This is a genomic window from Nonomuraea sp. NPDC002799 (assembly GCF_053592075.1).
Map to the genome: position 1 here is coordinate 267,577 of NZ_JBSFVA010000001.1, position 26,135 is coordinate 293,711.

General features: G+C 71.9%; 22 protein-coding genes. 6 read left to right on the forward strand and 16 right to left on the reverse strand.

Features of this window, described 5'->3' with window-relative positions:
- Positions 1–282 precede the first annotated feature (282 nt).
- Complete coding sequence (locus ACWD0F_RS01160; RefSeq protein ID WP_449871537.1) at positions 283–786, forward strand: MarR family winged helix-turn-helix transcriptional regulator; 504 nt, start codon at positions 283–285, stop codon at positions 784–786.
- Positions 787–862: 76 nt separating this feature from the next.
- Positions 863–1,837, forward strand: coding sequence for an FAD-dependent monooxygenase (locus ACWD0F_RS01165; protein ID WP_449871539.1), 975 nt, complete (start codon positions 863–865; stop codon positions 1,835–1,837).
- A 130-nt stretch (positions 1,838–1,967) separates the two neighbouring features.
- On the opposite strand, the gene ACWD0F_RS01170 is transcribed toward ACWD0F_RS01165, so the two are convergent.
- The 9 genes from ACWD0F_RS01170 to ACWD0F_RS01210 form a co-directional block, all read right to left on the reverse strand.
- Positions 1,968–2,507 carry a hypothetical protein gene (locus tag ACWD0F_RS01170; protein ID WP_449871541.1) on the reverse strand — a complete coding sequence of 180 codons (540 nt, stop codon included), beginning with the start codon at positions 2,505–2,507 and terminating at the stop codon, positions 1,968–1,970.
- 70 nt (positions 2,508–2,577) lie between these two features.
- Positions 2,578–3,183 carry an Rv1733c family protein gene (locus tag ACWD0F_RS01175; protein WP_449871543.1) on the reverse strand — a complete coding sequence of 202 codons (606 nt, stop codon included), beginning with the start codon at positions 3,181–3,183 and terminating at the stop codon, positions 2,578–2,580.
- Positions 3,184–3,335: 152 nt separating this feature from the next.
- Positions 3,336–4,802, reverse strand: a complete 1,467-nt coding sequence (locus ACWD0F_RS01180; protein WP_449871545.1) for an ASCH domain-containing protein — start codon at positions 4,800–4,802, stop codon at positions 3,336–3,338.
- Between the two features lie 15 nt (positions 4,803–4,817).
- Positions 4,818–5,390, reverse strand: a complete 573-nt coding sequence (locus ACWD0F_RS01185; protein ID WP_449871547.1) for an AAA family ATPase — start codon at positions 5,388–5,390, stop codon at positions 4,818–4,820.
- Entirely contained in the window at positions 5,387–6,292 is a 906-nt protein-coding gene (locus ACWD0F_RS01190) for a hypothetical protein (RefSeq protein ID WP_449871549.1), read from the reverse strand. The genes ACWD0F_RS01185 and ACWD0F_RS01190 overlap by 4 nt, the downstream gene beginning before the upstream one ends.
- Before the next feature lie 189 nt (positions 6,293–6,481).
- On the reverse strand, positions 6,482–6,823 hold the full coding sequence (locus tag ACWD0F_RS01195) for a hypothetical protein (RefSeq protein WP_449871551.1): 342 nt from the start codon (positions 6,821–6,823) through the stop codon (positions 6,482–6,484).
- Positions 6,824–6,838: 15 nt separating this feature from the next.
- Positions 6,839–8,986 carry a hypothetical protein gene (locus ACWD0F_RS01200; RefSeq protein ID WP_449871552.1) on the reverse strand — a complete coding sequence of 716 codons (2,148 nt, stop codon included), beginning with the start codon at positions 8,984–8,986 and terminating at the stop codon, positions 6,839–6,841.
- Positions 8,987–9,107: 121 nt separating this feature from the next.
- The gene (locus ACWD0F_RS01205) at positions 9,108–10,040 is read right to left on the reverse strand and encodes a hypothetical protein (RefSeq protein ID WP_449871553.1); all 933 of its coding nucleotides are present in this window, start codon (positions 10,038–10,040) and stop codon (positions 9,108–9,110) included.
- Positions 10,041–10,165: 125 nt separating this feature from the next.
- Positions 10,166–10,723, reverse strand: coding sequence for an NADPH-dependent FMN reductase (locus tag ACWD0F_RS01210; RefSeq protein ID WP_449871555.1), 558 nt, complete (start codon positions 10,721–10,723; stop codon positions 10,166–10,168).
- A 118-nt stretch (positions 10,724–10,841) separates the two neighbouring features.
- Between ACWD0F_RS01210 and ACWD0F_RS01215 the strand changes: the two genes are divergently transcribed.
- A complete protein-coding gene (locus ACWD0F_RS01215; protein ID WP_449871557.1) occupies positions 10,842–11,777 on the forward strand; it encodes an AraC family transcriptional regulator in 936 nt (311 codons plus the stop codon).
- A gap of 139 nt (positions 11,778–11,916) precedes the next feature.
- Positions 11,917–13,287, forward strand: coding sequence for a hypothetical protein (locus ACWD0F_RS01220; RefSeq protein ID WP_449871559.1), 1,371 nt, complete (start codon positions 11,917–11,919; stop codon positions 13,285–13,287).
- Positions 13,288–13,392: 105 nt separating this feature from the next.
- Here ACWD0F_RS01220 and ACWD0F_RS01225 read toward each other — a convergent pair whose 3' ends face one another.
- Positions 13,393–16,149, reverse strand: coding sequence for a helix-turn-helix transcriptional regulator (locus ACWD0F_RS01225; protein WP_449871561.1), 2,757 nt, complete (start codon positions 16,147–16,149; stop codon positions 13,393–13,395).
- Between the two features lie 102 nt (positions 16,150–16,251).
- Here ACWD0F_RS01225 and ACWD0F_RS01230 point away from each other — a divergent pair, with 102 nt between their 5' ends.
- Together ACWD0F_RS01230 and ACWD0F_RS01235 are read left to right on the forward strand one after the other, a co-directional pair.
- Positions 16,252–16,866: a LysE family translocator gene (locus tag ACWD0F_RS01230; RefSeq protein WP_449871563.1), complete on the forward strand. Its 615-nt coding sequence runs from the start codon at positions 16,252–16,254 to the stop codon at positions 16,864–16,866.
- A gap of 5 nt (positions 16,867–16,871) precedes the next feature.
- Positions 16,872–17,411 carry a TetR/AcrR family transcriptional regulator gene (locus ACWD0F_RS01235; RefSeq protein ID WP_449871565.1) on the forward strand — a complete coding sequence of 180 codons (540 nt, stop codon included), beginning with the start codon at positions 16,872–16,874 and terminating at the stop codon, positions 17,409–17,411.
- 112 nt (positions 17,412–17,523) lie between these two features.
- Here the strand turns inward: ACWD0F_RS01235 and ACWD0F_RS01240 are convergent, their stop codons facing one another.
- From ACWD0F_RS01240 to ACWD0F_RS01265, 6 genes are all read right to left on the reverse strand, one after another.
- Positions 17,524–18,720 carry a hypothetical protein gene (locus ACWD0F_RS01240; RefSeq protein WP_449871567.1) on the reverse strand — a complete coding sequence of 399 codons (1,197 nt, stop codon included), beginning with the start codon at positions 18,718–18,720 and terminating at the stop codon, positions 17,524–17,526.
- A 9-nt stretch (positions 18,721–18,729) separates the two neighbouring features.
- Complete coding sequence (locus ACWD0F_RS01245) at positions 18,730–19,110, reverse strand: RidA family protein (protein WP_449871569.1); 381 nt, start codon at positions 19,108–19,110, stop codon at positions 18,730–18,732.
- Positions 19,111–19,119: 9 nt separating this feature from the next.
- A complete protein-coding gene (locus ACWD0F_RS01250; protein WP_449871571.1) occupies positions 19,120–20,190 on the reverse strand; it encodes an alanine racemase in 1,071 nt (356 codons plus the stop codon).
- Positions 20,191–20,311: 121 nt separating this feature from the next.
- Positions 20,312–21,883 (reverse strand): N-acyl-D-amino-acid deacylase family protein, encoded by a 1,572-nt coding sequence (locus ACWD0F_RS01255; protein ID WP_449871573.1) that lies wholly within the window; start codon positions 21,881–21,883, stop codon positions 20,312–20,314.
- Between the two features lie 8 nt (positions 21,884–21,891).
- The gene (locus ACWD0F_RS01260) at positions 21,892–25,368 is read right to left on the reverse strand and encodes a DUF4153 domain-containing protein (protein WP_449871574.1); all 3,477 of its coding nucleotides are present in this window, start codon (positions 25,366–25,368) and stop codon (positions 21,892–21,894) included.
- Positions 25,369–25,426: 58 nt separating this feature from the next.
- The gene (locus ACWD0F_RS01265) at positions 25,427–26,110 is read right to left on the reverse strand and encodes a response regulator transcription factor (protein ID WP_449871576.1); all 684 of its coding nucleotides are present in this window, start codon (positions 26,108–26,110) and stop codon (positions 25,427–25,429) included.
- Positions 26,111–26,135: the final 25 nt, after the last annotated feature.

Sequence of the window (26,135 nt, forward strand, 5' to 3'; positions counted from 1 at the left end):
CCGCCTGACCCTGACCGCCTGACCCTGACCGCCTGACCCTGACCGCCTGACCCTGACCGCCTGACCCTGACCGCCTGACCCTGACCGCCTGACCCTGACCGCCTGACCCTGAAGCCCGCTGCGCCGGCGCGCCGCGCTGGCCACCCGGACCGGGTGCGCCGACTCGTCGCGTTTGCCGGCCAGCCCCGCTGTACCGACTCGTCGCGCTGGCCGCCCGGCCTGGGTGCGCCGGCGCGTACGATCGGAGCCATCGAAGACCGCGACACAGGAGGGACCGAGCACGTGGAGGACGCCGTGGCGATCGCGCTGCGCCAGTGGCGGCAGGTCCTTCCCGACGCCGACCTCGACACCATCGCCGTCATCGGCCGGCTCAACCGGTGCTCCGCCCTGCTCCAGCAGGCCACCGACGCCCCGCTCGGCCGCTCCGGGGTGAACCGCGCGGAGTTCGACCTGCTCTGCGCCCTGCTCCGGGTGGGCGGTGAGCTGACGCCGGGCAGGCTGGCCCGCGAGACGTTCGCCTCGGGCGCCGCGGTGACCAAGCGCGTCAAGCGCCTGGAGGAGATCGGCCTGGTCGCCCGCCGCGTCGACGACCGGGACCGGCGCGTGGCCCACCTGTCGCTCACCGAGCACGGCAGGAGCTTCATCGCGCGGCTGATGCCCGAGCAACTGGCGTACGAGACGACCTTGCTGGAGGGTCTGCCGGACGAACGCGAGCGGCAACTCGCCGAGCTGCTGGCCGAGCTGCTGCTGATGCTGGAAGGCCGCCTGGGCGGCATGATCGGCTGACCATGGGGCCTGGTCCCCGATCCGGCGGCGGTTCAGGTGGCACTACCCAACGATCCCTCAACCTGGGAGGCCTCTGATGGCCCCTGAGCGTGTGATCGTCGTCGGCGCAGGACCCACCGGCCTGGCCCTCGCCGCCGAGCTGGCCCTGGCCGGCGTCCCCTGCACGGTGCTGGAGAAGCGCGCCGACGCGCCCAACATCACCCGGGCCTTCGGCGTGAGCGCCAGGACCCTGGATCTCCTCGACTCCCGGGGGCTCGCGGAGGAGGTGATCCGCCGGGGCAACAAGGTGCCCAAGGCCCAGGCGAACGTGGGCGTCTACGTCGACTTCACGAAGCTGGACAGCCGCTTCAACTTCATGCTCATCGTGCCCCAGAGCGGCACCGAGGGCGTACTCGAAGACCGGTGCCGCGAGCTGGGCGTGGACCTCGTCCGCGATGCCGAGGTCGTCCGGCTCACCCAGGACGGCGACGGCGTGGAGCTGCGCGTGCGGAGTGCCGCCGGTGCCGAGCGGGTCGAGCGGGCCGCCTACGTCGTCGGCTGCGACGGCGCGCACAGCGTCGTCCGCGAGCAGGTGGGCGCCCGGTTCGTGGGCAAGCGCTACGACGTCAACCTGCTGCTGGCCGACGTGCGCCTGTCCGATCCGCCCAGTGAGGTGCTGTTCGGCCGGGCCACTCCGGCGGGGATCCAGTTGCTCATCCCGTTCGGGGACGGCTACCACCGCTCCATCTCCTTCCTGCACGGCGCCGCGCGCGGTGACCACCCGCACCGGCTGGCCGGCACGTACGCGCCGGACGTGACGCCGGCCGGCGTCCGGCTGGCCGAGGCGCTGCGCCCAGGACGGTTCGTCATGGTCGACACCACGCCCGCCGGCATCGCCGCGACCCTGACCGAGAAGGAGTACGCCGGCCGCGTCTCCACCCTGGCCGGGCAGTCCGGCGGCCTGCCCGCGGCGATGCTGGTGCGCCCGGACGGCTACGTGGCCTGGGCCACCGACGACACGCAGGCCCGCGCCGCCGGCGAAGCCCTCACCACGTGGCTGGGCCCACCCTGATCACACCACCCTGACCACACCGCCCTGACCACACCGGCCTGATCACACCGGCCGGATCGCGTCTCACGCGCGCCGGGTCGGCTCCCGTTTCACGCGGCCGGCCGGATCGCGTCTCACGCGCCGGCGTGCCTCAGACACGATCGAGCCGCTGGTAGAGGCCGTACACGAACCGAGCCCGATATTTCACGCCCTCGTGGTCGAAATCGACCAGCCAGTGCTGCGGCGCCCCGCCCTCGCCATGTACGGCCCCCGGAAAACTCGTCCCGACGTCGGCCACCACGCACCGCCAGGGGACCAGCTCCGCGAAGCCCAGCGGGGTGTCCCCGCCCGGCCGGACGAACCACTGGTTCCACACCGCGCCGTCCGGACCGGTCAGCATCTCGAACTCCAGCCCCGGCCAGGACGGCAGCGCCCACCGGGCCACCCGGCAGGTCAGGCTGCCGAACGGCTGCGAGCCCTGGTAGGACGGCGGGCCGATCAACCTCCGCAACCCCGCCATCCCCTTGGGTGCCCCCGGGGCGTGGGCCATCCGCGTCCACAGCGTGTGCGCGGCCCGCAGCTCGGCCCGCGACGCGCCCATGTCACCGAGCGCGTCCTCCACCCGCGCGGGGTTGAGGTCGCGCATGCGGTGCATCAGCGTCAGCTCGAACTCGCGGATCCCGTACCTCATGGCCTTCAGCCTGCCAGAGGTGGCACCGGGACCCGTACGTCTCGCCGACGATCAGCCGACGCTCACTGAGTCATGACCGCCTCGGGCGGTGCCAGAGCTCGTCGGCCCGCTCCCAGGCCCTGTCCCAGGCGCGGTATCGACGGCGGTCCACCAGCCACCTGAACACCCTGAGCATCGTGAACACCAGCAACATCGTCATCGAGACCACGAAGGCCCCCATGCCGACGCCCTTGACCGTGACCATCGAGGCGGCGGTGGGCGGCGAGGTGGGCATCCCGCTCGGATCGATCCAGATCCGCGTCGTGGAGCCTGCGGCGGCCGGCTGCGAAACCGGCACATAACCGGTGTGCACCACACCGTCCGGAGCCGTCCAGCGCGCCAGGACCGGTGGCGCCTGCACGGCCGCCTCGCTGCCGAAGGTCACCCGGGCACGCGGGACCTCCGTCATCAGCGTCGCCGTCACCTGCTGCCGCGCGCCGGGCCCGACCCGGCTGTCGGCCAGCGCGTCCTGGTAGGCCAGCCGACCGGCCAGGATCGCGGGCCAGACACTGACCGACACCAGGAGCACCGCCAGCATCACGGCGCAGGTTTCCAGACGATCGGTACGGCGACGCAGTGGATTGCCGTCCAACCGGTATCTGCGTGCGTACCGGATGGCTGAACCGAAGGGTTTCATAGCGCACCTCCCCCTGCGGACTACCGTGCGCCCTCCACTCCTACCCCGGCAGCGGCCAATGTCCCAGGAGCGGCCGATCTTCGCCGCCGGCAGGCGCGGAAGGCGGCCCCCACGGCGATCCCGGACCCGATTTTCCCCACGTCAAGCCGAGGTCAAGGCACGCTGGGTTCGATGAGTTCGATCTCGATGGCGAGCACGCCGAGGGCTTCCTTCTCGGGGCCGTAGATGCGGCGGATGTTCGCCAATTGCTGCTCGCGGGGGCTGTCGGGGTTGACGTTGGCCGCGCCTTCAACCTCCAGCATTTCCTCGAAGCTGGCATAGCGGGCCACGCGTTTGACGCGGGTGAGGGCGTCGTCGCGCCCGCAGACGAAGCGGATGTGGTCGCCGGCCTTGAGGTTGCGCAGGTTCGGGTACTGGACGCGGACCTCGATGGTCTTGCGGCCTCCTGCGACCAGGTCGAAGTAGCGGCGGTAGAGGTTCATCTCGCGGGCGCGCACGCCCGTGGAGCTCGCGGGGCGGGCGGTCATGATGCGGTCCAATTCTTGGGTTGTATAGCTGCGGTAGAAATGCTTGGGATCGGCGAGCATGCGGCCGACGAGCCAGACCATGGCGTCGACGAAGGAGTCGACGTCGCCGGGCCAGGTGGTGATGTCGAGCATCCAGTCACGAGTGCCGGGCGGTGGCGGCACCTTGCCGTCGCGGATGAGCGATTTGGACAGTTTGGCGCCGGTGTCAGTAAGCACCATCGGGGTGAAGATGCGTGGCGGCGGGGCTAGGCCGGGCAGCAGCGCGAAGGCCTCGTCCACCAACTGGCAGCCATACGCCCAGTCGCCACCTTTGACCATGACCGACAGCGTGACCGGGTCGCGCATGGCCATGCGCTCCTTGACCAGGTTGCGATACAGCGTGGCCAGGTCCAGGTAGGCGCCCGTGTCGGCGGTCACGCTCACCTGGTAGGGGCCGTGGTCGGTGCACACCACGGCGAAGTCGGCGCCGCCCGAGCCCGCCCGCACCAACTTGGTCCGCTCAGCGCGCTTCTCCGCCCAGCCGCAGTCGGGACAAGGCAGGCGCAGGTGCACCTGGCCGTGGGAGGGGGCCAGCGGCCAGCGGATCTGCTCCAGCCGGCCGAGCGTGGCCAGGAACTCATGCCGGAAGGCGGGATCGTTCTGCTGGGCGGTGTAGGTCTCCACCTCGTAGTCCACCCCGGTGGCGTCGGCCAGGGAGTCGAACAGGCTGTGGTAGTACTTGCCCAGCAGCTCCCGCACGCCCTCGGCGCCGAGGGCGTGGTGGTAGGTCTGCTGGTAGGCGTGGTGGGTTTCGGGGTCGAGCCGGATGTCGTACGGGGCGTTGTCCAGGGCGCCGAAGCGGACGATGGCGTCCACGTTGAAGGTGCGCTTGGTCGCCTTGGCCAGCAGGAAGGCCGCTGTGTGCACGAGGGAGGTGCCCAGGTGCGGGGCGCCGTTGATCTGGGTGCCGACACAGAAGGCGACCCGGTCGGGGTTGGTGGCCTGCAGGCGTGGACGGACCATGTCGACGCTGCGGAGCATGGCGTTGGCCAGGACGTTGTTCGGGCTGATGATCGGTACACCGGTGCCGGCTCGGCTGTCGCCGCGGTTCATCAGTGGCCTCTCGGGTCACATGACGGGGACGGGGAGTTGAGCGAGGATGAAGTCGACCCGGCGGCCGGCGTCGTCGGCGGGCACGAAGATGGGCCGGTATCCGGCGTCGTAGTAGCCCTGGATGATGAGTTCGTGAACGCGGCGGATCTCGCGTTCCTTGGCCCAGACCAGGTCATCGGCTGAGTTGAAGTCGTCCAGGGCGTCCAGGATGAACACCGCGTCGTAGCGGTAGACGCGCGCGGCCTGCTCCAGCTCGGTATAGGGGCCCAAGCCGAAGAAGGCGTCCCAGCCGTAGCCGTCGGGGATGCCGCGGTTGTAGAAGCGCAGGCCCGCGGTGTGGTCGCAGTATTCGGCGACGAACGCCTCCAGCACGTCGCGGGAGTAGGCGCGCCGGTCGCCGACTTGCAAGTGACGGCCGAGCCGGTCGCGGTGCTTACGGTAGATCTCCCGGGCGGGTTCGCCCTCAGTGTGCGGGATGCCGCGAGCGGCCAGCTCGGTGAAAATCGCCTCTTTTCCCGCAGAGGGGCCGCCGGTGACGACGTAGCGGCGGGGCGAAGTGTTCGGATTGAGTAGTTGATCAAGACTCATGGGGTCTCCTCTGCGGGGCCGCCGTCGCGGCCGGTCAGCGTGCGCTGCCAGGCGGCGGCGAGCGCACTTCCGCCTGCGGCCGCGTCCAGCCGGGCGGTGAAGTCGGCGAGCCCCTGGCCGGGGTCGGCGAGTTCGGCGAGCAGCAGGTCCTGGGTCGGAGTGAGCGGGGGTGTCCAGCCCGCCGAGGCGGCGATCTGGTCGGGACCCACGTCGCTGCCTGGTTCCGCGCCCGCGGGCAGCAGCACTGAGCCGTAGGCGGCGCGATAGGTGCGCGCGGCGCGCAAGACCGCCGCGTGCCGCCACAACGCCACGCCGCACGCCTGGACAAGTTCGGCACCGGAGGCGTCCATGCTCACCAGCCGGGCGACGGTCAGCAGTTCGGCACGGAGCAGGTAGGCCGTTCCCCAGAGCGTGGCCAGAGCCTGCTGGTGCTCGGCGGACTCCCAGGCGAACACGTCGGCCGGCAGCACCGGCCGCCCGGCCCCTGTCCGAAGTTGGGGCGGGACGGCGCGCGAGGCCGCTTCCTCGCTGGCCCGGCGTAGCTGCCACGCCACCAAGCCGGCCAGCTTGGGCTCAATGCGCTTGCGGAAGTGGTGCACCTCGTACCCGGCGGCGGCTGCGGCCGCCGCCCGCCTGGCGGTCAGTGTGGCACCAGTGGTCGAAGCGTCGGCCCCGAACAACAACCGTGCCGCGGCGGCTAGATCGCGGTGCTCCAGCCGGTCGAGCTGCTCTCGCAGCGAAGCGTCCAGCGCACGCACCCGTCCGGCCGAATCGTCGGCGCCGGCCCGCACGCCGGACAGCTCCAGCAGCGCGGGACCGCACTGCTGCAGGAGGATCGGCAGTCCAGCGCGCAGTAGCGCCCGCACGTCGTTGGTCAGCGTCTCATCGGTAAGAGTGCCCAAGGGCGTCATGGCATCGAGCCTCCCACTCATGCCCATAAAATGCCCACCTCCTCGCCCAGAAAACGCCCAGAGCTGCCGAACTGCGCGAGAAATTCGGCGCGAACAGCGGCTCGGCCAGCAGTTCGCAAGTGGATTTGCGCTGTGCGCGGTCGAGCAGTTCGAACGATCAGGTGGTGCGTCGGGGTTCGGTCAACCGATGGTCAGGCTGCTGTCGCCGTCGATGAAGTAGAAGAAGTCGCCGTCGCCGCCGACCGAGGCGTCGGTGTAGTCGCCGCGATGCGACCACGCGCCCCCGTCGTCCACGGCGGCGCCGGCGTCCTCGGGTGGCGCCGCGACGGCGTGCCAGCCGTCGTCCCAGCCGGCGCCCCATTCCGCCGGACCCTCCGTGGCCGCGGCGTCCACGGCGGTCAGGGCGGCGGCACCCGCCACCGCGGCGGCGGCCGGGATCCAGAAGCGGGTCTCCGAGGCGTCTCCCGCGTACTCCCGCGCCGCCTCGCGAGCCTGGTCGAACTGGCTGGTGAAAAGGGACATGACGCTGGATCCTTGTCAGAAGTCGAGGAATCGGGGGGTGCGGACGGTCTCGCGGGCGGCCCGCAGGTGGTCGGCGATCTCGCCGCGCCGCAGCCGCACCCCCGCGCCGCCCGGATAGCGGCGCATCACGTCCAGCGTGGCCAGGCGGCGGGCCACCGCTCTGAGCACCGGCGTCCTGGCGGCCTCCGGGGCGGTGCGCAACTCCTGGCCGATGCGGCGGGCGGCCTCCCAGCGCAGGGCGAACACGTTCTCCGTCACGACGTACCCGAGGACCGGCAGCGAGGTGCCGACGAGGGCGTTCCAGCGGTCGAGGACGAGCGTCCAGCCGCGCTCGGACTGCGCGGTGACCTGCGCCTTGCGCTGCTCCCCCTGCGCGCGTGACGAGTACGCCTGTGAGATCCCCGACACCGCGAACACCGGGTTCAGCAGCGCCGCGGCCCCGAAGGAGAGCGCCGCCCCGGCGTAGCTGACCTTCGGCAGCGCGTCCGGGTCGAGGTCCATCACCCGGGCGAGCAGCGCGGCGAGCTGCCCGGTCTCCGCGGCGGCCCGCTGGACCGGGACGAAGGCGGCACGCAGCCGGGCCTCGCCCGCCTTCAGCCAGTCCGGCTCGGTCCCGCCCGTCACCGGCGCGAGGAGTTGCGCGTCGCGGTGCCGCAGGAAGGCGGGCAGCACGTACCCGACCTGGTCGAGGTGAGCCTGCAACTCCCCCAGGCCGACCTGCAGGACGGCCGCGACGCGCGTGCGCTCCTCCGTGGTGCCGGGCAGCGTGAGGGGCGTGGCCAGGCCGCCCTCCGCGTCGCCGAGCAGCGCCGCGTGCAGTTCGTAGAACGGCCCGAACACCGTGTAGAGCAGGTAGTCCTCCTCCAACCCGACGGCGGCCCGCAACATGTCCGGGATCCGCCCCGCGCCGGCGCGCACGTTGCTCCACGCCCTGAGCTCGGTGTGCAGGGCCTGGACGAGCTCCTGCTGGGCGACCAGCCGCAGGTCGCTGCGCCCGGTCGTCAGCCGCATCGCCGCCCGCGGCAGGCCGGGCTCGCCTTCGACGCTCGTGATGTCCTGGTACGGGATCCGCAGGTTCACCCCGGAGCCCTTGACCCGCATGCCGTCGGGCGCGAACGCGCACGCCACCGGCCGCCCGTCGGCCAGCTCGGCCGGCAGCACCCCCGACGTGAGGGTCCGGTCGGCGGCGGCCCGCAACCACGCGTTCTCGTGCAGCCGCCGACCGAACACCTCGGACGCGCACTGCACGGTCACCGGCCCGTGCGCGGGACTGAACACCACGAACCGCTCGGCGGTCCCGGCGATCCGCAACGCCGGATCGCCCAGGTCGAAGTGCGCGAGCACGCGCTGGGTGTCCGGCGACTGGAACTCCAGGGCGTGCTCGGTGAGCACGCAGTCCGCCGTGCGCGGGCCCCCGTCGAGACCGCGCAGCGACACCGGCGCCGAGGTGCCGACGGCGCTCGGTCCCGGGGCCGCGGACCGCATGGCGGCCAGGAAGGCCCGCCGTACCAGAGGCGTGACCAGGTGCAGGGTCGCACCGGTCAGGAAGAGCCCGCCGAGCAGGGCGCCACCCCGCAGCAAGACGGCGCTCGGCCCGGCGGGAGTCACGGTGACCCGGTTCACGGGCCATTCCAACGAGATCGTGCCGCGGTTGCGCAACTGCAGCCGCCCGCCCGCGACCACGACGTAAGCCGCGAGCTCTGTCGCCACCGAGGTGTCCTCGTCGTCGTCGGGCGCGGGCTCGGGCTCGTTCTCGTAGTGCGGGGTGACGGAGACCGCGCAGGGAGAGATGAAGTCCGTCGCCTCGGCGCCGGGCATCAGCCGGCCGCGCAGGCCGGTCAGCGCCTCCAGCGCGGGGCCCGGCAGCTCGCCCGAGGTCAGCTCGACCGACCGGCCGTTCGGCAGCCGGAGGTCGGCGACCAGCCGGGTGCTCTTGTCGACCAGCTCGATCGTGACGTCGGGATCGGCCGCGGGGTCGAGGACCGCGACGACCGGGGTGCCGAGGCCGCCGGTGTCGTGCACGTAGACGGCGGGCCGGTCGGTCACCAGCAGGGAACGGGTGCCGGTCCAGGAGAACCCGGACTGCTTCCGCTCCACGAACATGAGGTGGTGGGAGCTGTCGAAGACGACCCGTCCTCGTACGGCTCCCCAGGCCACCGGCACGGCTGCTCCCTCCTGCCAGAGCTGTCCCGTTGCTCAGGATCGTGCTCTCGAAGCGGGCCCCCGTATAGGGAGAAATACGCAAAAGGCGCGACGGGCCTGGTGGCCACGTCGCGCCTTCAGCTCATCCGGCCCAGCGCCGCAGATCGGCGACGGCCCGGTCTCTCTGCCCCGGTGGCAGCTTGCCGATCACCTCGCCGAGGAAGGCGTGCTTGACGCCCGGCGCGGTGTAGACGGCCGAGTCACGGCTGCCCGGCCCGAGTCGGTACGGCTCCGCGGTCATCGGGTCGTTGCCGCCGTTGACGAACATCAGCCGCTCGCCCCGGGTCCGCACCCACCTGTCGACGTCCCGCAACACGCTCTGGTCCAGCGTCATGGGGAGGTCGCGCGGCACGTAGGACCGGGGGCCGTAGCCGTCCGCGTACCGCAGGAGCGGCCGCAGGTGCGGGTACGACGGCGTGGGCCAGCCCATCTCGGTGCCCGCCTGATAGAAGACGGAGACGAACGGCGCGAGCGCCTGGTCGGCGAAGAACGGGAAACCCAGGACCCGGTCGAAACTGGCGAACAGCACCTCGTCGGAGGCGTCCAGCGGCGGCAGGCGCACGCAGTCCGCCTCGTCGTTGTAGCTCCAGAACCCGGTCTCGTAGTCCATCACGGAGTACTCGAAGGCCCGGTCGACACCGCCGACGACGTCGAACGTCCAGCCGTGCGCGGTCGCGGCGGTCTCCAGCAGCCGCACCATGGCCGGGCGCCGTTCGAGGATCTCCCTGACCAGGCCCTTGACGTGGGTCCGGCACGCGGGATCGTTGCCCACGGTCTCCAGGAACCGGTCGTACGCGCTGTCCTCCTCGTCGTCGATGTCGTTGGGTGCCACGTAGGCGACGGTGCCGGCCACGTCGTCCGGGTAGTCCCGCCGGTGGATGACGGAAGCCTGACCGCCCTTGCTGCCGCCGGTGCCGATCCACTTACGGTCGTAGATCCGCTTCAGCGCCGTGACGATCCGGTGCTGGTCGGCGGCCCCCTGCCAGAACGTGTCCTTCGTCCAGTCGGCCGGCACCGGCCTGGAGCAGGGTCAGGATGTCGGCGGGCCGGGCCAGGGCGGCCGGGGCGAGCCCGGCCGACGCCATGATGAGGGCGACCACAACGGCCGCGACCCGGCGGATCACGCGCGCCACCACGCCGTCACACCCTGAGCGTGCCCATGGCGCCGCCCCAGGCGACGACCTGGTCGAGGACGAGGCCCAGCTTGTCCTCGTGGGCGGCGGCCGGCTTGAAGTCGGCGCCGTTCTCGAAGTCGGTGAAGATCGAGAGCGTCACCTGGTGCGCCACGGTGGCCACGCTGGCGGTGGCGAGGACGTGCCGCAGGTGCTCGACCGCCCGCACCGCGCCGTCCACCCCGTAGCCGACGAAGCCGGCCGCCTTGTTGTTCCACTCGGTGTACAGGAAGTCGACGGCGTCCTTGAGCGCGCCCGGGATGGAGTGGTTGTACTCGGGCGTCACGAACACGAACGCGTCGAGGGAGGAGATCTTGGCCGACCACTTCTTGGTGTGGTCGTGCGCGTAGTCGCCCATGGCCGGGATCTTCGGCTCGTCCAGGTGCGGCAGGGCGTAGTCCTTCAGGTCCACCAGTTCGTACTCGGCGTCGCCGCGCTTGGCCGCCAGATCGTGAACCCACTGGGCCACGGCCTCACCGTTACGACCCGGACGGGTGCTGCCCAGAATGATGCCAACCTTGATCATGTCATTGGTCCTCTCGGAGAAGAAGTACGGAACCAACCGTAGGAACCTTCGGTGAGATAACCAATGCGTCAATGTCTACGATTTATACGCAAGAGTCTCCTCATATAGACTCTTCTCCGTGGATGTCCTGAGCGACGTCGTCGCGTTGATGCGTACCGGCCGGCCGGTGTCCGCCCGAATCTCGTTCCGAGCCCCGTGGTCGCAAGCCTTTCCGCCGGTGCCCGGCTCCGCCGCCATCCAGGTCGTCCTGCGCGGCTCCTGCTGGCTTCTGCCCGCCGACGGCGCTCCCGTCCCGCTGAGCGTGGGCGACGTGGTGTTCCTGCCGCACGGCGACGGCTACCACCTGGTCGACGACCCGGCCACGCCCCTGGCCGACTCCCCCTGCAACCCGTTCGAGGACGCCGAGCTGTTCGCCTCCGGCGCCTTCACCGGGGAGGGGGCCGAGACGATCACCCTCTGCTGCGGCTACCAGCTCGACCCCGGCAGGGCCCACCCGATCCTCACCAATCTGCCCAGCGTGATCCACCTGCCCACGACCCTCGGTCACCACCCCGAGCTGCGGGCCTCCGTGGAGCTGCTGGGCGGCGAGATCGACAACCCCCGCCTGGGCGCCGACACCATCGTGACCTCCCTGCTGGACATGCTCCAGCTCTACATCCTGCGCGCCTGGTTCGACACCGGCAACGGGACCTGCGAGCACTCGGGCTGGGCCGCCGCCCTGGCCGATCCGGCCATCAGCCGCGCGCTCGACGCCATCCACCGCACCCCGGCCCGCCGCTGGACGGTCGAGTCGCTCGGGTCCCAGGCCGGCCTGTCCCGCGCCGGCTTCGCCCGCCGCTTCACCGGCCTGCTCGGCCAGCCGCCGCTCGCCTACCTGACCTGGTGGCGACTGGCCTCGGCGGCCCGGTTGTTGCGCGAGTCCGACGCCTCGGTGGCCGAGGTGGCCGCGCGGGTCGGGTACGGCTCCGAGTTCGCGTTCGGCAACGCCTTCAAGCGGGAGTACGGCGTCGCCCCCGGCCGGTACCGCCGCCAGTCCTGCGACATGACCGCCTAGACCGGTCATACGTGCGTTTTGTGGGGTGGTTGGGGCACAAGATATCCAGCTACCCCACAATGGGGTTATGGCATACCCTCCTCAGCCTCCACCACCCCAGCCCGACGCACCAGGACCATGGGGCGAACAGGGGCAGGGAATGCCGCCGCAGGGGTACGGCCCTCCTCAGCACCACCATGGCTCGCACCCCGGCACGCCTCAGGGACATGCCCAGCCCGGCCAGGGCAGCCAGCCGCCACCCGAGCCGTACGCTCCCCGCCCCAGCGACTACGGCCAGTCCCCCGACCACGGCCGGCCGCCCGGCGGGCGCACCGACTCCTACGACCAACCGCCCGGCCGGCGCGACGCCGACCATAGCCAGCCGCCTGACCAGCGCGACGGCGACCACAGCCAGTCGCCACCTGACCAGGGCGACGGTGACCACGAGCCGCCACTCGGCCGGACCGGCCACGAAGCGCCGCGCGACCAGTCCGCCCATGGGCCCTCTCCGGCACAGACCGGCTACGGACCGCCCATGGGAGGACCCGGCTATGGGCCACCACCGGGACCGACGAGCTACGGACCACCGTCTGGCCAGCCCAGTTGGGGCCCGCCATCTGGACAGCCCAGCTACGGTCCGCAGCCAGGCCAACCGGGCTACGGCCCGCTGCCTGGTCAGGCCGGCTACGGGCCACAGCCGGGTCAGCAGCCGTCCTACAGCCCGCCCGTTCCTCCCGGGCCCCCGGGACCTTCCGCACCGCCCCACGCCTACCCGTCAGCCCCGCCATACCCCCGCCCGCCCGCGCGCAAGAACAACAACGCCCTGGTCATCGGCCTGGTCGTCGGCCTGACGGCGCTGCTCCTGGCCGGCGGCATCGGGGCGTACGTCTTCCTGTACCTTCCGCAGCAGACCTCGGCGACGATCGCCCAGCCGCCGACCCCCGCCCCCACGACACCGCAGCAGTCGAACGAGCCATCAAGCGCCCCGACACCGTCCGCTTCGTCGGAGCCGACCACCACCCCGACCGACCCCGAGCCGACCACGAAGCACGCCGACCCCGGCTCGCCGCTCACCGCCGGGGAGTTCGAGGACTGGAACTTCGGCCTCGGAGACGTGAAGTACCGGGCGAACAAGGTCGGCGGCTGGACGTACGACACCTGCGACCCGGTGGACGGCACGGGCGTGCTGGCCAAGAACGACTGCCAGCGCGCCATCCAGCTCGCCTACACGGCCTACAGCGGCCACCTCAAGGCGATCCAGATCATGATGTCCTTCCCGAGCGAACAGGCCGCCAAGACCGCCGCCACCAGCCTCGCGCGCGGCTCCGACGGCGTGAAGTGGAAGAAGGACAAGGCCCTGAGCACGTACGTGTACGGCAAGATGCAGTCGGGCGCGTCCAAGAAGTACGTGGTCGTCACGATCGTCACCGCGGACAAGACGGCCAAAACCGAGGCCACGAACTTCCACGCGTACCTGCAGGCCGACCACGCGAGCTACTTCCTGCTGCGAGACCTGACCATCACGAGCTGACACGCTGCCCACCCAAAGGCACAGCGTCGGACAGGCCGACCGGACCGGCAGCCCGCGCCCTGGACAGACCGGCCAGGCCAGCAGCCCGCGCCTTGAACGGGCCGGCTAGGACAGCAGGCCGCGCTCCCGCCCGGCCGCGGCCGCCTGCGTCCGGGTGGACACCTCCAGCTTGCCCAGGATGTTGGACACGTGCACGCTGACCGTCTTCTGCGCGATGAACAACCGCTCCGCGACCTCCCGGTTGGTCAGCCCCTCGGCGACCAGCCGCAACACCTCGACCTCCCGCGCCGTCAGCCCGCCATCCTTCTGCGTGCCATCCCGGTGCCCGCCGCCCCCGAACCGAGCCCGCCGCCCGAACTCCAGCAGCGCGTTCTCCAGCGGCACCGCCCGGAGCTTGCCCGCGGTCTCCCGAGCCTGCGCCCACTCCGCCTGCGCCGCCTCCCGGTCGCCCCCGGCGAGCAGCGCCTCGGCCAGCCGCCACCGCGCCCGCGCCGTCTCGTAGACGAAGCCGAAGTCGAACGCGGTCACGACCGCCCGCCACAACCCCACGTCGAGCCGCCCGTGCACGCGGTGCCACTCGGCCTCCACCCGCGCCGCCCAGGCCGCCCCCTCGGGCCCCAGATGGCCGCGCTCACCGGTCGGACCGGAGTCGACGGCGAACCTGGCACGGGCGCGCAGCTCGTCGGCGCCCTCGGTGGTGCCGAGCTCGGCCATGGCCCACAGCCCGATGGCGGCCAGCCGCACCGTGCCCGCGTCGCCCTCGACCAGCGGCGCCAGCGCGCCGCGTACGTGGTCGAGCGCCGCGGCCGGGTCGCCGTGCCACAGCGCGTGCTCGGCGGCCAGCCCTCTGGACATGTAGACGACCAGCTCGTCGGACCAGAAGGGCTGCAACCAGCTCAGCCGGCCCTCGACGGCCGGCAGGTCACGCCCCACCTCGATGAAGAGCGCGAACGACGACAGGGTCGCCTCCGGCGCCGTGCCCACCCGGGCGGGGAAGCCGGCCGCGACCGCCTCCGCCTGATCCCACTCACCGCTCACGTAGTGGATGAGGAAACGCAGGAAACGCAGGTCGGTGCCGTAGGTGCTCCACTTGAGGCCGGTCTCCATGGCCATGCGGATGCCGTCGTCGGTCACGTCGGCCGCCTGCGCCAGCAGCCCCTGCTCGTAGTGGATGCGGGCGTGGTGGAAGCGGGCGCGCAGGTCCATGGCCAGGTCGCCGGTGCTCTCGGCGGAGGCCGTCTCGACCAGCTCGTGGGCCCTGGTCACGTCGCCGTGGTGCTCGACATAGGTGGCCCGGGTGAGCAGGGCGCCCACCTCGGCGTCCTTGGCCCCGGCGGCGCGGGCGGTCTCGAACGCCCGGATGGTGAGGGCCTCCGCCTCGTGGTGCCGGGCGCTCCAGAGCAGCGTGCGGGCGTAGGTGGCCAGGGCGCGGGCGAGCGCGGCCTGGTCCTCGGCGCTCTCGACGGCCCGCTCGGCCGCCACGACGGCGCCCTTCTGGTCGTCGATCTCGTAGAGGTAGTAGGCCAGCCGCTCGCTGACCTCGGACGTCGGGGGCAGCGCACGGAGCTGGACGATCGCGCGGTGGTTGTCGCCGCTGTCGGCCGCCATGACGGCGCTGCGGAACGCCAGCCGCCCCCGGCTCTCCCCGGCCAGCCCCGCCGCGTCCGGCACCCGCTCCCACAGGCTCAGGGCCTGGTCGTAGTGGCTGTGGGCCTCGGCGGGCGCGCCCAGCCGCTCGGCCACGCGCCCCGCCTCGGCGGAGGCGGCCAGCGCTCCCGCCAGGTCGTGACCGGCGAGGTGATGATGGGCCAGCTCGGCCGGGGAGGTCAGCAGCCGGGCGAAGGCGGCGTGCAGCCGGGTGCGCTCGCCGGGCAGCAGGTCGGTGTAGACGGCCTCCTGCAGCAGCGCGTGGCGGAACTGGTAGCCGAAGCCGTGCACCTTGAGCAGGCCGCGCGAGACGATCTCCCTGGCCGCCTCCTCGAACTCCGTCAGCGGCAGCCCCGACACCTCCCGCAGCAGCTCGTCCTCCACCCGGCGCCCGGCCACGGCGGCGGCCCGCAACACCCGTTGCCCGGCCTCCGACAGGACCTCGACGCGCGACATCAGCAGGCTGGCCAGGCCGTCGGGCAGGCTGTCGCCCTCGGCCAAGGCCGCGAAGAGCTCCTCGGCGTAGAACGGGTTGCCGTCGGCGCGGGTGACGATCAGGCCCAGCTCCTGGGCGTCGACCTCGCCCAGCGTGGTGACGTAGTCGGACATCTCGCCGACGCCGAGCGGCCCCAGCTCCACGTGCGTCACCGAGGGCAGGCGCTTCAGCTCGGCCAGCACCGAGCGCAGCGGATGGCGGCGGTGCAGGTCGTCGGTGCGGTAGGTGCCCACGACGCAGACCCGCTCGCTCTGCACCATGCGGCTGAGGAAGACCAGCAGGTCGCGCGTGGAACGATCCGCCCAGTGCAGATCCTCGATCACGAACAGCACCGGCTGCACGTCGGCCAGCAGCCCGAGCAGCGAGCCGAAGAGCCGCTGCTGCGTGAGCCCGGTCGAGGGCGCGCTCTCCGAGCCGGGCAGGAGCTGACCCAGCAGGGGATGGGCGGCGGCGGCCGTGCGGACGGCGGGCTCGGCGCCGCGCAGCGCGTCGGCCAAGGGCAGGTAGGGCAGCGCGTCACCGAGCTCGGCGCACTGGCCGACGAGCACGTTGAAGCCGCGCTCACGGGCCTCCGTGACCAGCTCGGTGCTCAGCCGGGTCTTGCCGATGCCCGCGTCACCGCCGACGAGCGCCACGCCGGCCGTGCCGTCGGCGGCGGACTGCAGCACCCGCACGAGTCTGGTCAGCTCAGCAGAGCGCCCGACGAGGAGACCGTTCACGCCAGAAACTATGCCACGCCCTTCCGACATTTTATTGGTCCGGAAAACGGGCCGGAAATTGGCCTTCGTCGCAAGACCAAGTTCATTTTACGCTGGTATTTCGTGATCTCTCCAACGACTTTCCTCTTCTTCCTGACCGCCTCGATCACCGTGGTGCTCATCCCCGGCCCCAACCACCTCTACATCACCGCCCGAGGGCTCGCGCAGGGCAGGATGGCGGGCCTGGCCAGCGCGCTGGGCGTGGAGGCGGGCACGCTCGTGCACATCGCGGCCGCCGCCGCCGGCCTGACCTACGTGATCTCGCAGTCGGCCGCGCTGTTCGCCGTGGTCAAGTGGACCGGCGTCGCCTACCTCGTCTACCTGGGGATCCGCTCGTTCACCGGCAGGCCCGAGGAGAGCGCCGCCCCCGCGCCGCAACCGCTGCGCAGGGTGTTCCTCGAAGGTGTGCTGGTCAACCTGCTCAATCCCAAGACCGCGCTGTTCTTCCTGGCGCTCCTGCCGCAGTTCGTCGACCCGGACGCGGGCTCGCCCGCGCTCCAGGTCGTCGTGTTCGGGTTCACGCTGCTGCTCCTCGGCACGATCTCCGACATCCTGTACGCGTGCGCGGCCGGCGCCCTCGGCAACCGCCTCAACAGCCGGGCCAGGACCCTCCGGCACGTCAGCGGCGTCGTCTACCTCGCCCTGGGCGTGGCCACGGCGTTCGCTGGGAGAAAATGACCCCTATGGCACCGAGGAAGCAGCAGGAGATCTTCGATGCGACGTTGCGGCTGGTCGCGGAGAAGGGCTACGACGGGCTGACGGTCGAGGGGGTGGCCGAGCGCTCGGGCGTCAACAAGACGACGATCTACCGGTGGTGGCCGTCGAAGGCCGCCCTGCTCGGGGCGGCCCTGGTGGAGGCCGACGTGCTGGGGTTCGAGGCGCCTGACACGGGCAGCCTGCGCGGAGACCTGGTGACGCTGGTCGAGGGCATCAAGCGGCTCCTCACCGAGCCGCCCGGCAGCGACATCGCGGTCGCCGCGCTCGGCGCCGCCGTCCGGCACCCCGAGCTGGACGTGCGCCGGTTCTTCGCCGACCGCTTCGCCAAGGAGCGCGAGATCTTCGATCGGGCGGTACGCCGGGGCGAGCTGGCGAAGTCGGTCGATCCGATGCTGATCGTCGACCTGCTGGCCGGAGCCGTGTGGATGAGAGCGGTCTTCAGGGACCTGCACCTGACGGACGACTTCGCCGGCGAGGCGGTCTCGGCCATCCTCGACGGCGTCTGAACCACCCGCCACCGGTCGGCGAACCCGGCCGAGAGGCCCCGGCCAAAGGGCCTGGGTCAAGGGGCCCCAGCCTAAGGACCTGGGGCAAAGGGCCCCAGCGAAAGGGCCTGGGTCAAAGGGCCTCGGCCAGTGCGGCCGGGATGCGGTCCAGCACCGGATGGGGCATCAGCCCGTACGCGTAGAAGTCCACCGCGACCGCCCCCGCCGCCTTCGCCGCGCGGGCCTTGGCCACCAGCCGGTCGGTGGAGTCGCTGTCGGGATGGCCGGGCCGCAACACCGCCCGCACCTCGCGATCCTTGCCCACGGACCGCAGGTAGGCCCCCACGTCGTCGGCCACCCGCGCCGCGTCCCGCGCGTAGGCCAGCACGCCGAACGCGGGCACGAGATCCCCCAGCGCCACCAGATCGACGCCGAACTGCCAGGCGTCGTGCGCCGCCAGGCCGGGCGTGGGCAGCCCGTCCACGTAGCCCTTGACGGCCCCGGTCGAGTCGATGAACACCAGCTTGGAGCCCTCGTCGGCGACCGCGGACGCCACCTCCGACACCAGCGTGGTGACGGTCTCGGAGCGCGCGCGGGCGTAGGCGACGACGTCGGGCCCGGCGTAGGCGGTCAGCGCCGCCCTGGTCACCTCGCCCTGCGCGGGCGGGTCGCCGTCGAACACGCCTCCGACGATCCTGGCGCACTCGTCGCGCGCCACCTCCGCGTGCACGCCCAGGTCGGTGGCGCGGCGCATGCAGTAGTCGCAGAAGCAGAGCCCGAACAGGTAGGCGTCCATCGGTCCCAGCGGCACGAACGAACGTTGCGGCTTGAGCGGCCTGAAGTGCAGCGACTCCGCCACCACGCTGTCGACCCCGAGCCGGGCCACCGCCCGGGCCAGCGCGACGGCGTAGGCGCGCACGTCGGGGTGGGCGGGGCACAGGTCGGCGAGTGAGCCGCGGCCGCCGAAGCAGTCGCGTACGGTCACATCCGGATGATCGGCGCCGATCGTGGCGTTGCGCAGGAAGACCGTCCATCCGTGGAGCTTCAACGACCGTTTCGCACAGGCGTCCCGAAGCCCGTCGAAGGCGTCCACGTAGCCGGGCGCCGGAGCCAGCCGGGAGCCCGCGAACAGGTCGGCCGGCGGCACGAAGTGCGCCCCGTCGTGCCGGACGGTGAGCCGGGACAGTCCGTGCGGGGTGACGTCGCGGGAGGCGTGGTGCACGGCTCCGACGGTGATGCCGGCCACGCCGTACGCGCTGATCCTGTCGAGCACCCGCTCGACGCCCTCGCCGCGCAGGTCCTCGACGAAGACGTACACCGAACTGTCCACATGCTGACCTTAAGCGCTCTTGTGCGCGACGAAGTCGATCTCCACCAGGATGTTCATCAGCTCGGACCCCACGGTGGTGCGCACCGGGAAGGGCTGGCTGAAATAGCTTTTGTACACCTCGTTGTAGGCGGCGAAGTCGCGCTTGAGGTGCTGCAGGTGGACCGTGGACTTGACCACGTCGTCGAAGCCGAGGCCGTGAGCGGCCAGGACGGCGCCGAGGTTGCGCATGACCTGGTGCGTCTGGGCGGCCACGTCGTCGCCGGTGATCTCACCGGTGTGCGGGTCGACCGGGCCCATGCCGGAGGTGAAGACGAAGTCGCCGACCACGAGGCCCTGCGAGTAGGCGCCGATCGGGGCAGCACCTTCCGTGGTCTTGAGCTCCTTTTTCACGAGATCTCCCTAGAAGTTGGTGTTTATCGTGCCTACGACACGGTAATCCCGGTCCACCAGGGGCAGCACACGCCACTTGTCGAACGCGGTGCACGGATGGGAGATGCCGAAAGCCAGCAGGTCGCCTGGCTTGAGCCCGTCGGCGCGCACCACGGCGTGCTGGTCCTGCAGTTTGACGATGGTGACGCCGCCGTCGCGCGGAACGGGCAGCCCCTCGTCGTAGGGCGCGTCCCGCTTGCCCAGCCCCACGATCGCCAGCCCGGGCTCGGGCGTGGACAACACGTGCGCCCACACCTCCAGGGCCGGCCGCAGCTCGCCCTCGATCCGGTTGAACGGCGTGCGCTCCCGGTAGTAGCCGTCGTCGTGGCTGACGTACGCGCCGCTGCGCAGCAGGATCCTGGCCTGGGTGGCGGCCAGCTCGCGCCCGATCACGTCGAACCACTGGCTCCCGCCCACGGACAGGATCGGGTTCCTGACCCGGACGTGCTCGACGGCCTCCTGCAACGAGCCCAGATAGGCCCGGACCTCGTCGGCCGTCTTGAGCGACCCCTCGTATCCGGCCACCCCCGCCAGCTCGACACCGGGCGCCGCCTGCGTGTAGGACGCGACCTTCAGCAGCTCGTCGAGCGTCCTGCACCCGGCCCGCCCGCCTTCGTGCCCGAGCTCCACCAGCACCCGGAACGGCCGGGACGCGGCGTGCCGGGCGAGAATGTCCACCCCGGCCTCGGAGTCGACGAAGCTCAGCAGCTCGAACGCCGGATCTCGCGCCAGCTCGCCCGCGGCCCAGTCGAGCCCGGCGGGATCGACCACCTGGTTGGCCACCATGATGCGCCCGGTCCCGAAGCCCCGGACCGTCTCGGCCTGCCGCGGCGTCGCCACGGTCAGCCCCCAGGCGCCCGCTTCGAGCTGGCAGGTGGCGATCTCAGCGGACATGTGGGTCTTGGCGTGCGGTGCCAGCTCCATCCCGTGATCGCGGGCGAACGCGGCCATCGTCGCGACGTTGTGCCGCAGCGCGTCACGGTGCACCACCATCAGCGGAAAGTTGAGCCCGCCGTCGAAGACCGACTGGCCGAGGATCACGGCACCCCTTTCGTCCGCGTCCGACCCTATCCCAGTCCGCACGAACCCCAAGGCCACAGCGCCCCCCGGCCTCACGGTCGCAGCGCCCCCCGCCCTCACGGTCGCCAGGCGCGCCCCGGCGTCACGGTCGCAGGGCGCGACCCGGTGTGGCTCCGGTGAGCTCGCCACCGGCCAGCACGCGCACCCCGGACACGATCACGTCGTCCACACCGGCCGCCAGCGTGCGCGGCGCCGCGTACGTCGCCCGATCCCCCACCACAGCCGGATCGAACACCACCAAGTCCGCCGCGAACCCACCCCGCACCAGCCCCCGGTCCGCCAGCCCGAAGCGACGGGCCGGATGCGAAGCCAGGTGCACCACGGCCTGCTCCCACGTCCAGTCCGCCAGCTCCCGCACATGCCGGCCAAGGAACCTGGCGAACGCCCCGAACCCGCGCGGATGCGGATGACCGCCCACATAGATCCCGTCGGAGCCGCCGGTGTGCGAGGGGTGCCGCAACATCCGGCGTACGGACTCCTCCCCCTCCGGCCCCTCGTCGGGCCGGGCGGACACCACCCCGGCCTCCAGCCGCGTCTCCGTCAACAGGAGGCGGCAGAACTCGGCCGGCATCACTCCCGCCCGCTCGGCCGCCGCCACCATGGTCAGCCCTTCGGCCCACTCCAGCCCGGGTGCGTGCGAGACGGTCAGCCGGGGCCACGTGTCGGCCAGCGTGGGCCACCAGTCGTCCAGCTCCGGCGAGGCGATCATCTCCAGCGCGAGGTCGGTCTCGGCGCCCGGCACGGACGGCGGCAGCACGACCATCGCCAGGATCGTGTTGCCGCGCAGGTAGGGGTAGGTGTCGAAGGTCAGGTCCACCCCCTTGCCGAGCGCCTCCTCGACCAGCGGCAGCAGCACGGGCGCGGGTCCGTGCAGATGCGAGACGTGTACGGCGGCGCCGGAGCGCCCCGCGATGTCCACGACCTCCGCCATGCCCAGCCCGGCCCGCACGCCGTAGGCACGCATGTGGGTGACGTACGGGAGGGCGCCGAGCGGCTCGCAGAGCGCGGCCAGCTCCTCGGCGGAGGCGTAGCGGCCCGGCAGGTATTCGAGCCCGCTCGACAACCCGGCCGCCCCCTCCGACAGCCCCCGCTCGATGTGCCGCACCATCGCGGCCAGGTCGCCGGGCGAGGCCGGATCGGGCGAGGGCCCCATGACGTCGTAGCGGATGGTGCCGTGGGGCAGCAGGTAGACGGTGTTCAGCGCGGTCGCGCGGTCGTACTCGTCGAGCAACTCGCCGACCGTCAACGGCCCCTCGGTCAACCCCAGGCCGGACAGCGCTCCCCCGGACGACGCTCCCCCGGGCAGCGGCCCGTTCACGGCGGCGAAGTAGCGGGAGGCATAGGCGACGGTCTCCGCCGAACCGGGCGCGAAAGACAGACCATCCTGCCCCAGCACGAACGTGGTCACCCCCTGCCGCAGCGCCGCGAGCTGCACGCCGGGCTCGAAAACGGCGGCGTCACCGTGGGCATGGCAGTCGACGAAGCCCGGCGCGACATACCGCCCGGTGGCGTCGATCACGGTCTGCGCCGACGCCCCGTCCAGCCTCCCGACCGCCGCGATCCTGTCACCGCCGATCGCCACGTCCGCCCGGTACGGCGGGGCGCCCGTCCCGTCGAGCACCCAACCGCCGCTGATGATCACGTCGTAGCTCACCCCGAGATTCAATCAGAGGTGCTACGCGAGAACACCGGGTCGCAGCTCACCGCCTTCACCACGGGCCGCTCGGCCAGCAGGTCGCGCGCCTGGGCGCGGGCCAGGTTCCAGCCGTTCCACGGATCGGGCCGGTCCAGCCCGTTGGCCCTGACCACGTCGGCGAGCACACAACTGCGCTGCGGCTCGGGCAGCCGGTCCAGCGCGGGCACTGCCTCGGCGCCCAGGTCGCCCAGGTAGTCGGAGTCCATCTTGGTGATGCCGCGCACCTCCACCTGCGTCTGCGCGACCTGCAGGTCGGGGTTGACGAAGGCGAACGTGGCCAGGCCGATCCCGGTGACCAGCACGATCGTCCGCGGTAGCCAGCCGGAGCGGCGGCCGGTGAGCCGTACCGCTCCCGCGATCAGCACCAGCGCGAACAGCGCGCCCAGCCACCAGACCGTGGCCTGCACGGACAGGCGCAGACGGGACAGTCCGTAGGCTTCGGTGTAGAGGTTCATGCGGTGCAACGCCGAGGCCAGCACCACCATCGTCAGCCCGCACAGCACCCCGAGCAGCCCGGCCAGCAACCACCGCTCGCGCCGCTCGACCCGCAGCAGCCCGCCCGCGACCGCCACGATCCCCATGACGAACACGCTGACCACCACGAGCTGGAAGAACCCCTGCCTGGCGTACTCGGCGTAGGTCAGCCCGGCCGTCTTCAGCACCAAGGTGTTGCCACCGAACAGCGCCGTGATCTGCACCGCCACGAACGAGGCGAACAGCAGGTTCACCGCCGTGAGCGGCAACATCCAGACGCTCCTGCTGACGGCGAACTTCGCCCCCGGCCCCACGGGGTCGACCACGGGCCGGAGTGCGACCAGCACCACGGCCGCCAGCAGCACGCCGCCCAGCGCGAACAGGAAGATCCGCGCGGGAACCGACTCCGCCCAGGCCGGCGTGGTGGTCAGCCGCTCCACGTAGGAGGCGAACACCGCGTCCGCGGAGGCGAACAGCAGCCCGAACACCAGCAGCAGCACCCCCGTGATACCCAGCGCCGCCAGCATCGGCATGACGCGCCGCCGGGCCGTCAGCCGCTTCAGCGGCTTGGCCAGGAAGTACGGCACCGGCCCCAGCGCGAGCAGCACGGACGCGCCGCCCCTGATCACGCCCAGCCACCCAGCGCCCGCTCCCGAGACCGCCAGCGCGCCCAGCGCGGCCCCCGCCACGAGCAGGATCGCGACCAGCCAGTCGGCGTCGCGGACCGCCGCCATCGAGATCAGCAGGTACGCGGTCGCCCCGAACACCACCGTCCACGGCGTCATCCGCCGCGTCACGGCGGGCACTGCCGCCGCGCCGAGCACCATCGCGACCAGCACGATCCCCAGCCCGACCTGCGCCTCGGGCAACGCCACCGCGGCGACCACGCCGGCCCCCGCCGCCCCCGGCAGCAGCCAGCGGGGCGGATCGGGCAGCTCGGGCCTGGGGAAGAGCGGCGGCGGCACGTACGGCGGCGGCGTCTGACTCCGGTACGACCCCGGCCCCTGCGCGCCCTGCGCCCCCGCCGTCATGTGAGTCCCATACGCTCCCTGAGACGCGGATGATGCCACATGCATCCCGGACGCTACCTGGGTCGCCGATGCCACATATGTCCCGGGTGTTTCGGGCGTCATGTGCGTCCCGGGTGTCACGTGCGTCCCGGAAGTCACCGGCGATCCGGAAGGCACCGGCGTCCCGGGAGTCATGTCGGTCCTGGGTGTCATGTCTGTCACGTGTGTTCCTGCCGTCGCTTGGGTCCCGGGCACCGCGTGAGGGCCCTGGGCCATCTGGGCCATCTGATAGGCCGCCGCCGCCCTGCGTCCTGACCCGGCGCCCATGGACGCTCCGATCGCGCCGATCACGGCCGTGCACATGATCAGGGTGATGAGCGCCAGGCCGTCGCCCAAGGTCACGCTGACGAACACCGCGCCGAACATGCCCACCAGGAAGCCCACCAGCAGGCCGATGACGCCGCCGCCGACCATCCTGCCCAGCCCGCCGCCCGCGGGCGGCGCGAGCGGCCCGTACCCACCCGCCGGGTTCGGGCCGTACCCACCCGCCGGGTTCGGCCCGGCCCAACCCACCCCGGCACCACTCATCCCGGCACCACCGGCCACGGATCCACCCGCCGCGACGCCGGCGCCGGAGGTGGCGCCCACCGCGACACCGACGCCCGGCCTGGCATCGCCCGCGACGTTCGAGTGCCCCGCAGACACGAGGCCCCCAGACACCAGATCCCCGGACACGCGATCCTCAGAGACGCGATCCCCGGACACGCGAGGCCCGGACACGAGATCGCCGGACGCGAGTCCCGCTCCTGCGGGGGTGTCGACCGGCGTGCGGTCGGCCGCCTTCGCGGCCCTCGCCGCAACAGCAGCGCTCTCACCGAAGGCTTCGGAGCGGTCCGCAACCGGCGAAGGCTCCAGCCGCCCCTCATCCACCGTGCTCCGCTCGCCCTCTAACGGCGCGTCCGCCATCGTCGTCCTCCCTGGTAGTTCGACGACCATGCGGCACCCCGCACACTCGTCGATGCGAATGGAACCCCCGTGCAGCTCGACGATCTCCTTCACGATGGCCAGCCCCAGCCCGGCGCCCCCGGAGTCGGCCGTCCGCCCCGTGTCCAGCCGGGAGAAGCGCTCGAACACGCGCCCCCTGGCCGAGACCGGGATCCCCGGCCCCAGGTCGGTGACGGCCACCCGCACGCCGTCGTCCCCCGAGGCCGTGGCGCGCACGGTGACCACCCCGGAGGGCGGGCTGTGCCGTACCGCGTTGTCGAGAAGGTTCGCCAGGACCTGCGCGAGCAGGTCGGGGTCGGCGCGCACGGCCAGGTAGGCGGGGGCCGACGCGTTGATCGTCACGTCCTCGCGGACCATCGACGCCTCGCGGACCGCCTGCTCGATCAGCGGCTCCAGCGCGACGGCCTCCGGCTCGATCAGGCGTACGCCGGAGTCCAGCCGTGACAGGTCGAGGAGCTGGGCGACGAGGCGGCCGAGGCGCTCGGTCTGGGCGAGTGCGGTCCGCATGGTGACGGGGTCGGGGGCGGAGACGCCGTCCACGACGTTCTCCAGCACCGCGCGCAGGCCGGTGATGGGGGTGCGCAGCTCGTGGCTGACGTTCGCGACGAGCTCGCGCCGCTGGCGGTCCACCTCGCCGAGGTCGGCGGCCATCGCGTTGAACGCCCTGGCCAGCTCCCCCACCTCGTCGCGCGAGGTGGCCCGGACGCGCAGGGTGTAGCGGCCCTTGGCGATCGTCTGGGCGGCGCTGGCCATCTGGCGCAGCGGCTTCGTCATCCCCATGGCCAGCAGCTGCACCATGATCAACGCCAGGATCACCGCGACCGCGATGCGCAGCTCGCGCGAGGCGCCGGAGTTGATGCCGACCTCGTTCACCGCGAACGCCGTCCCCACGGCGAGCACGATGACGATGCCCAGCTTGACCTTGATCCGGCCGAGGAAGTCGAGCGGCCTCACGAGAGCACCCGCGCCCACGCGACCGGGCTCGGCCGCACCTCGCGCACCGCAGCCGGGCTCATCGCCGCACCAGGGCGTAGCCGACGCCGTGCACCGTGCGCACCACGTCGGAGCCGAGCTTGCGGCGCAGCGCCCGGACGTGGCTGTCCACCGTCCTCGTCGCCGCGGCCTCGGAGAACCCCCACACGTCCGACAACAGCCGATCGCGCTCGAACACCTGCCCAGGACGCTCCGCCAGCCGCCGTAACAGGTCGAACTCGGTCCTGGTGAGCTGCGCCTCCGCCCCCCGCACGAACACCCGGCGCGCCGCCGTGTCGATCTCCACCTCGCCCACCCTGATCACGGTGTCCTCCATCGCGAGCTGGGCCGCCCGATCGACCCGCCGCAACAGCGCGTGGATCCTGGCCACCAGCTCCCGCATGCTGAACGGCTTGGCCAGGTAGTCGTCCGCCCCGACCCCGAGCCCGACCAGCACGTCGGTCTCGTCGCCGAGCGCGGTCAGCATGAGGACGGGCACCGGCCTGGCGGCCTGCATCCTGCGGCACACCTCCAGCCCGTCCAGCCCCGGCAGCAGCCGGTCGAGGACCACCAAATCCGGATCCGCCTTGCCGTACTGGACGAGGGCGTCCTGCCCGTCGCCGGCCACCCGGACATCGAAGCCCTCGGCGGCCAGCCTGTTCCGTACGGCCAGCGCGATCGTCTTGTCGTCCTCGACCACGAGGATGCGTCGCTGCTCTGCCACGTACGAAAGCCTAGAAGCGCACTGT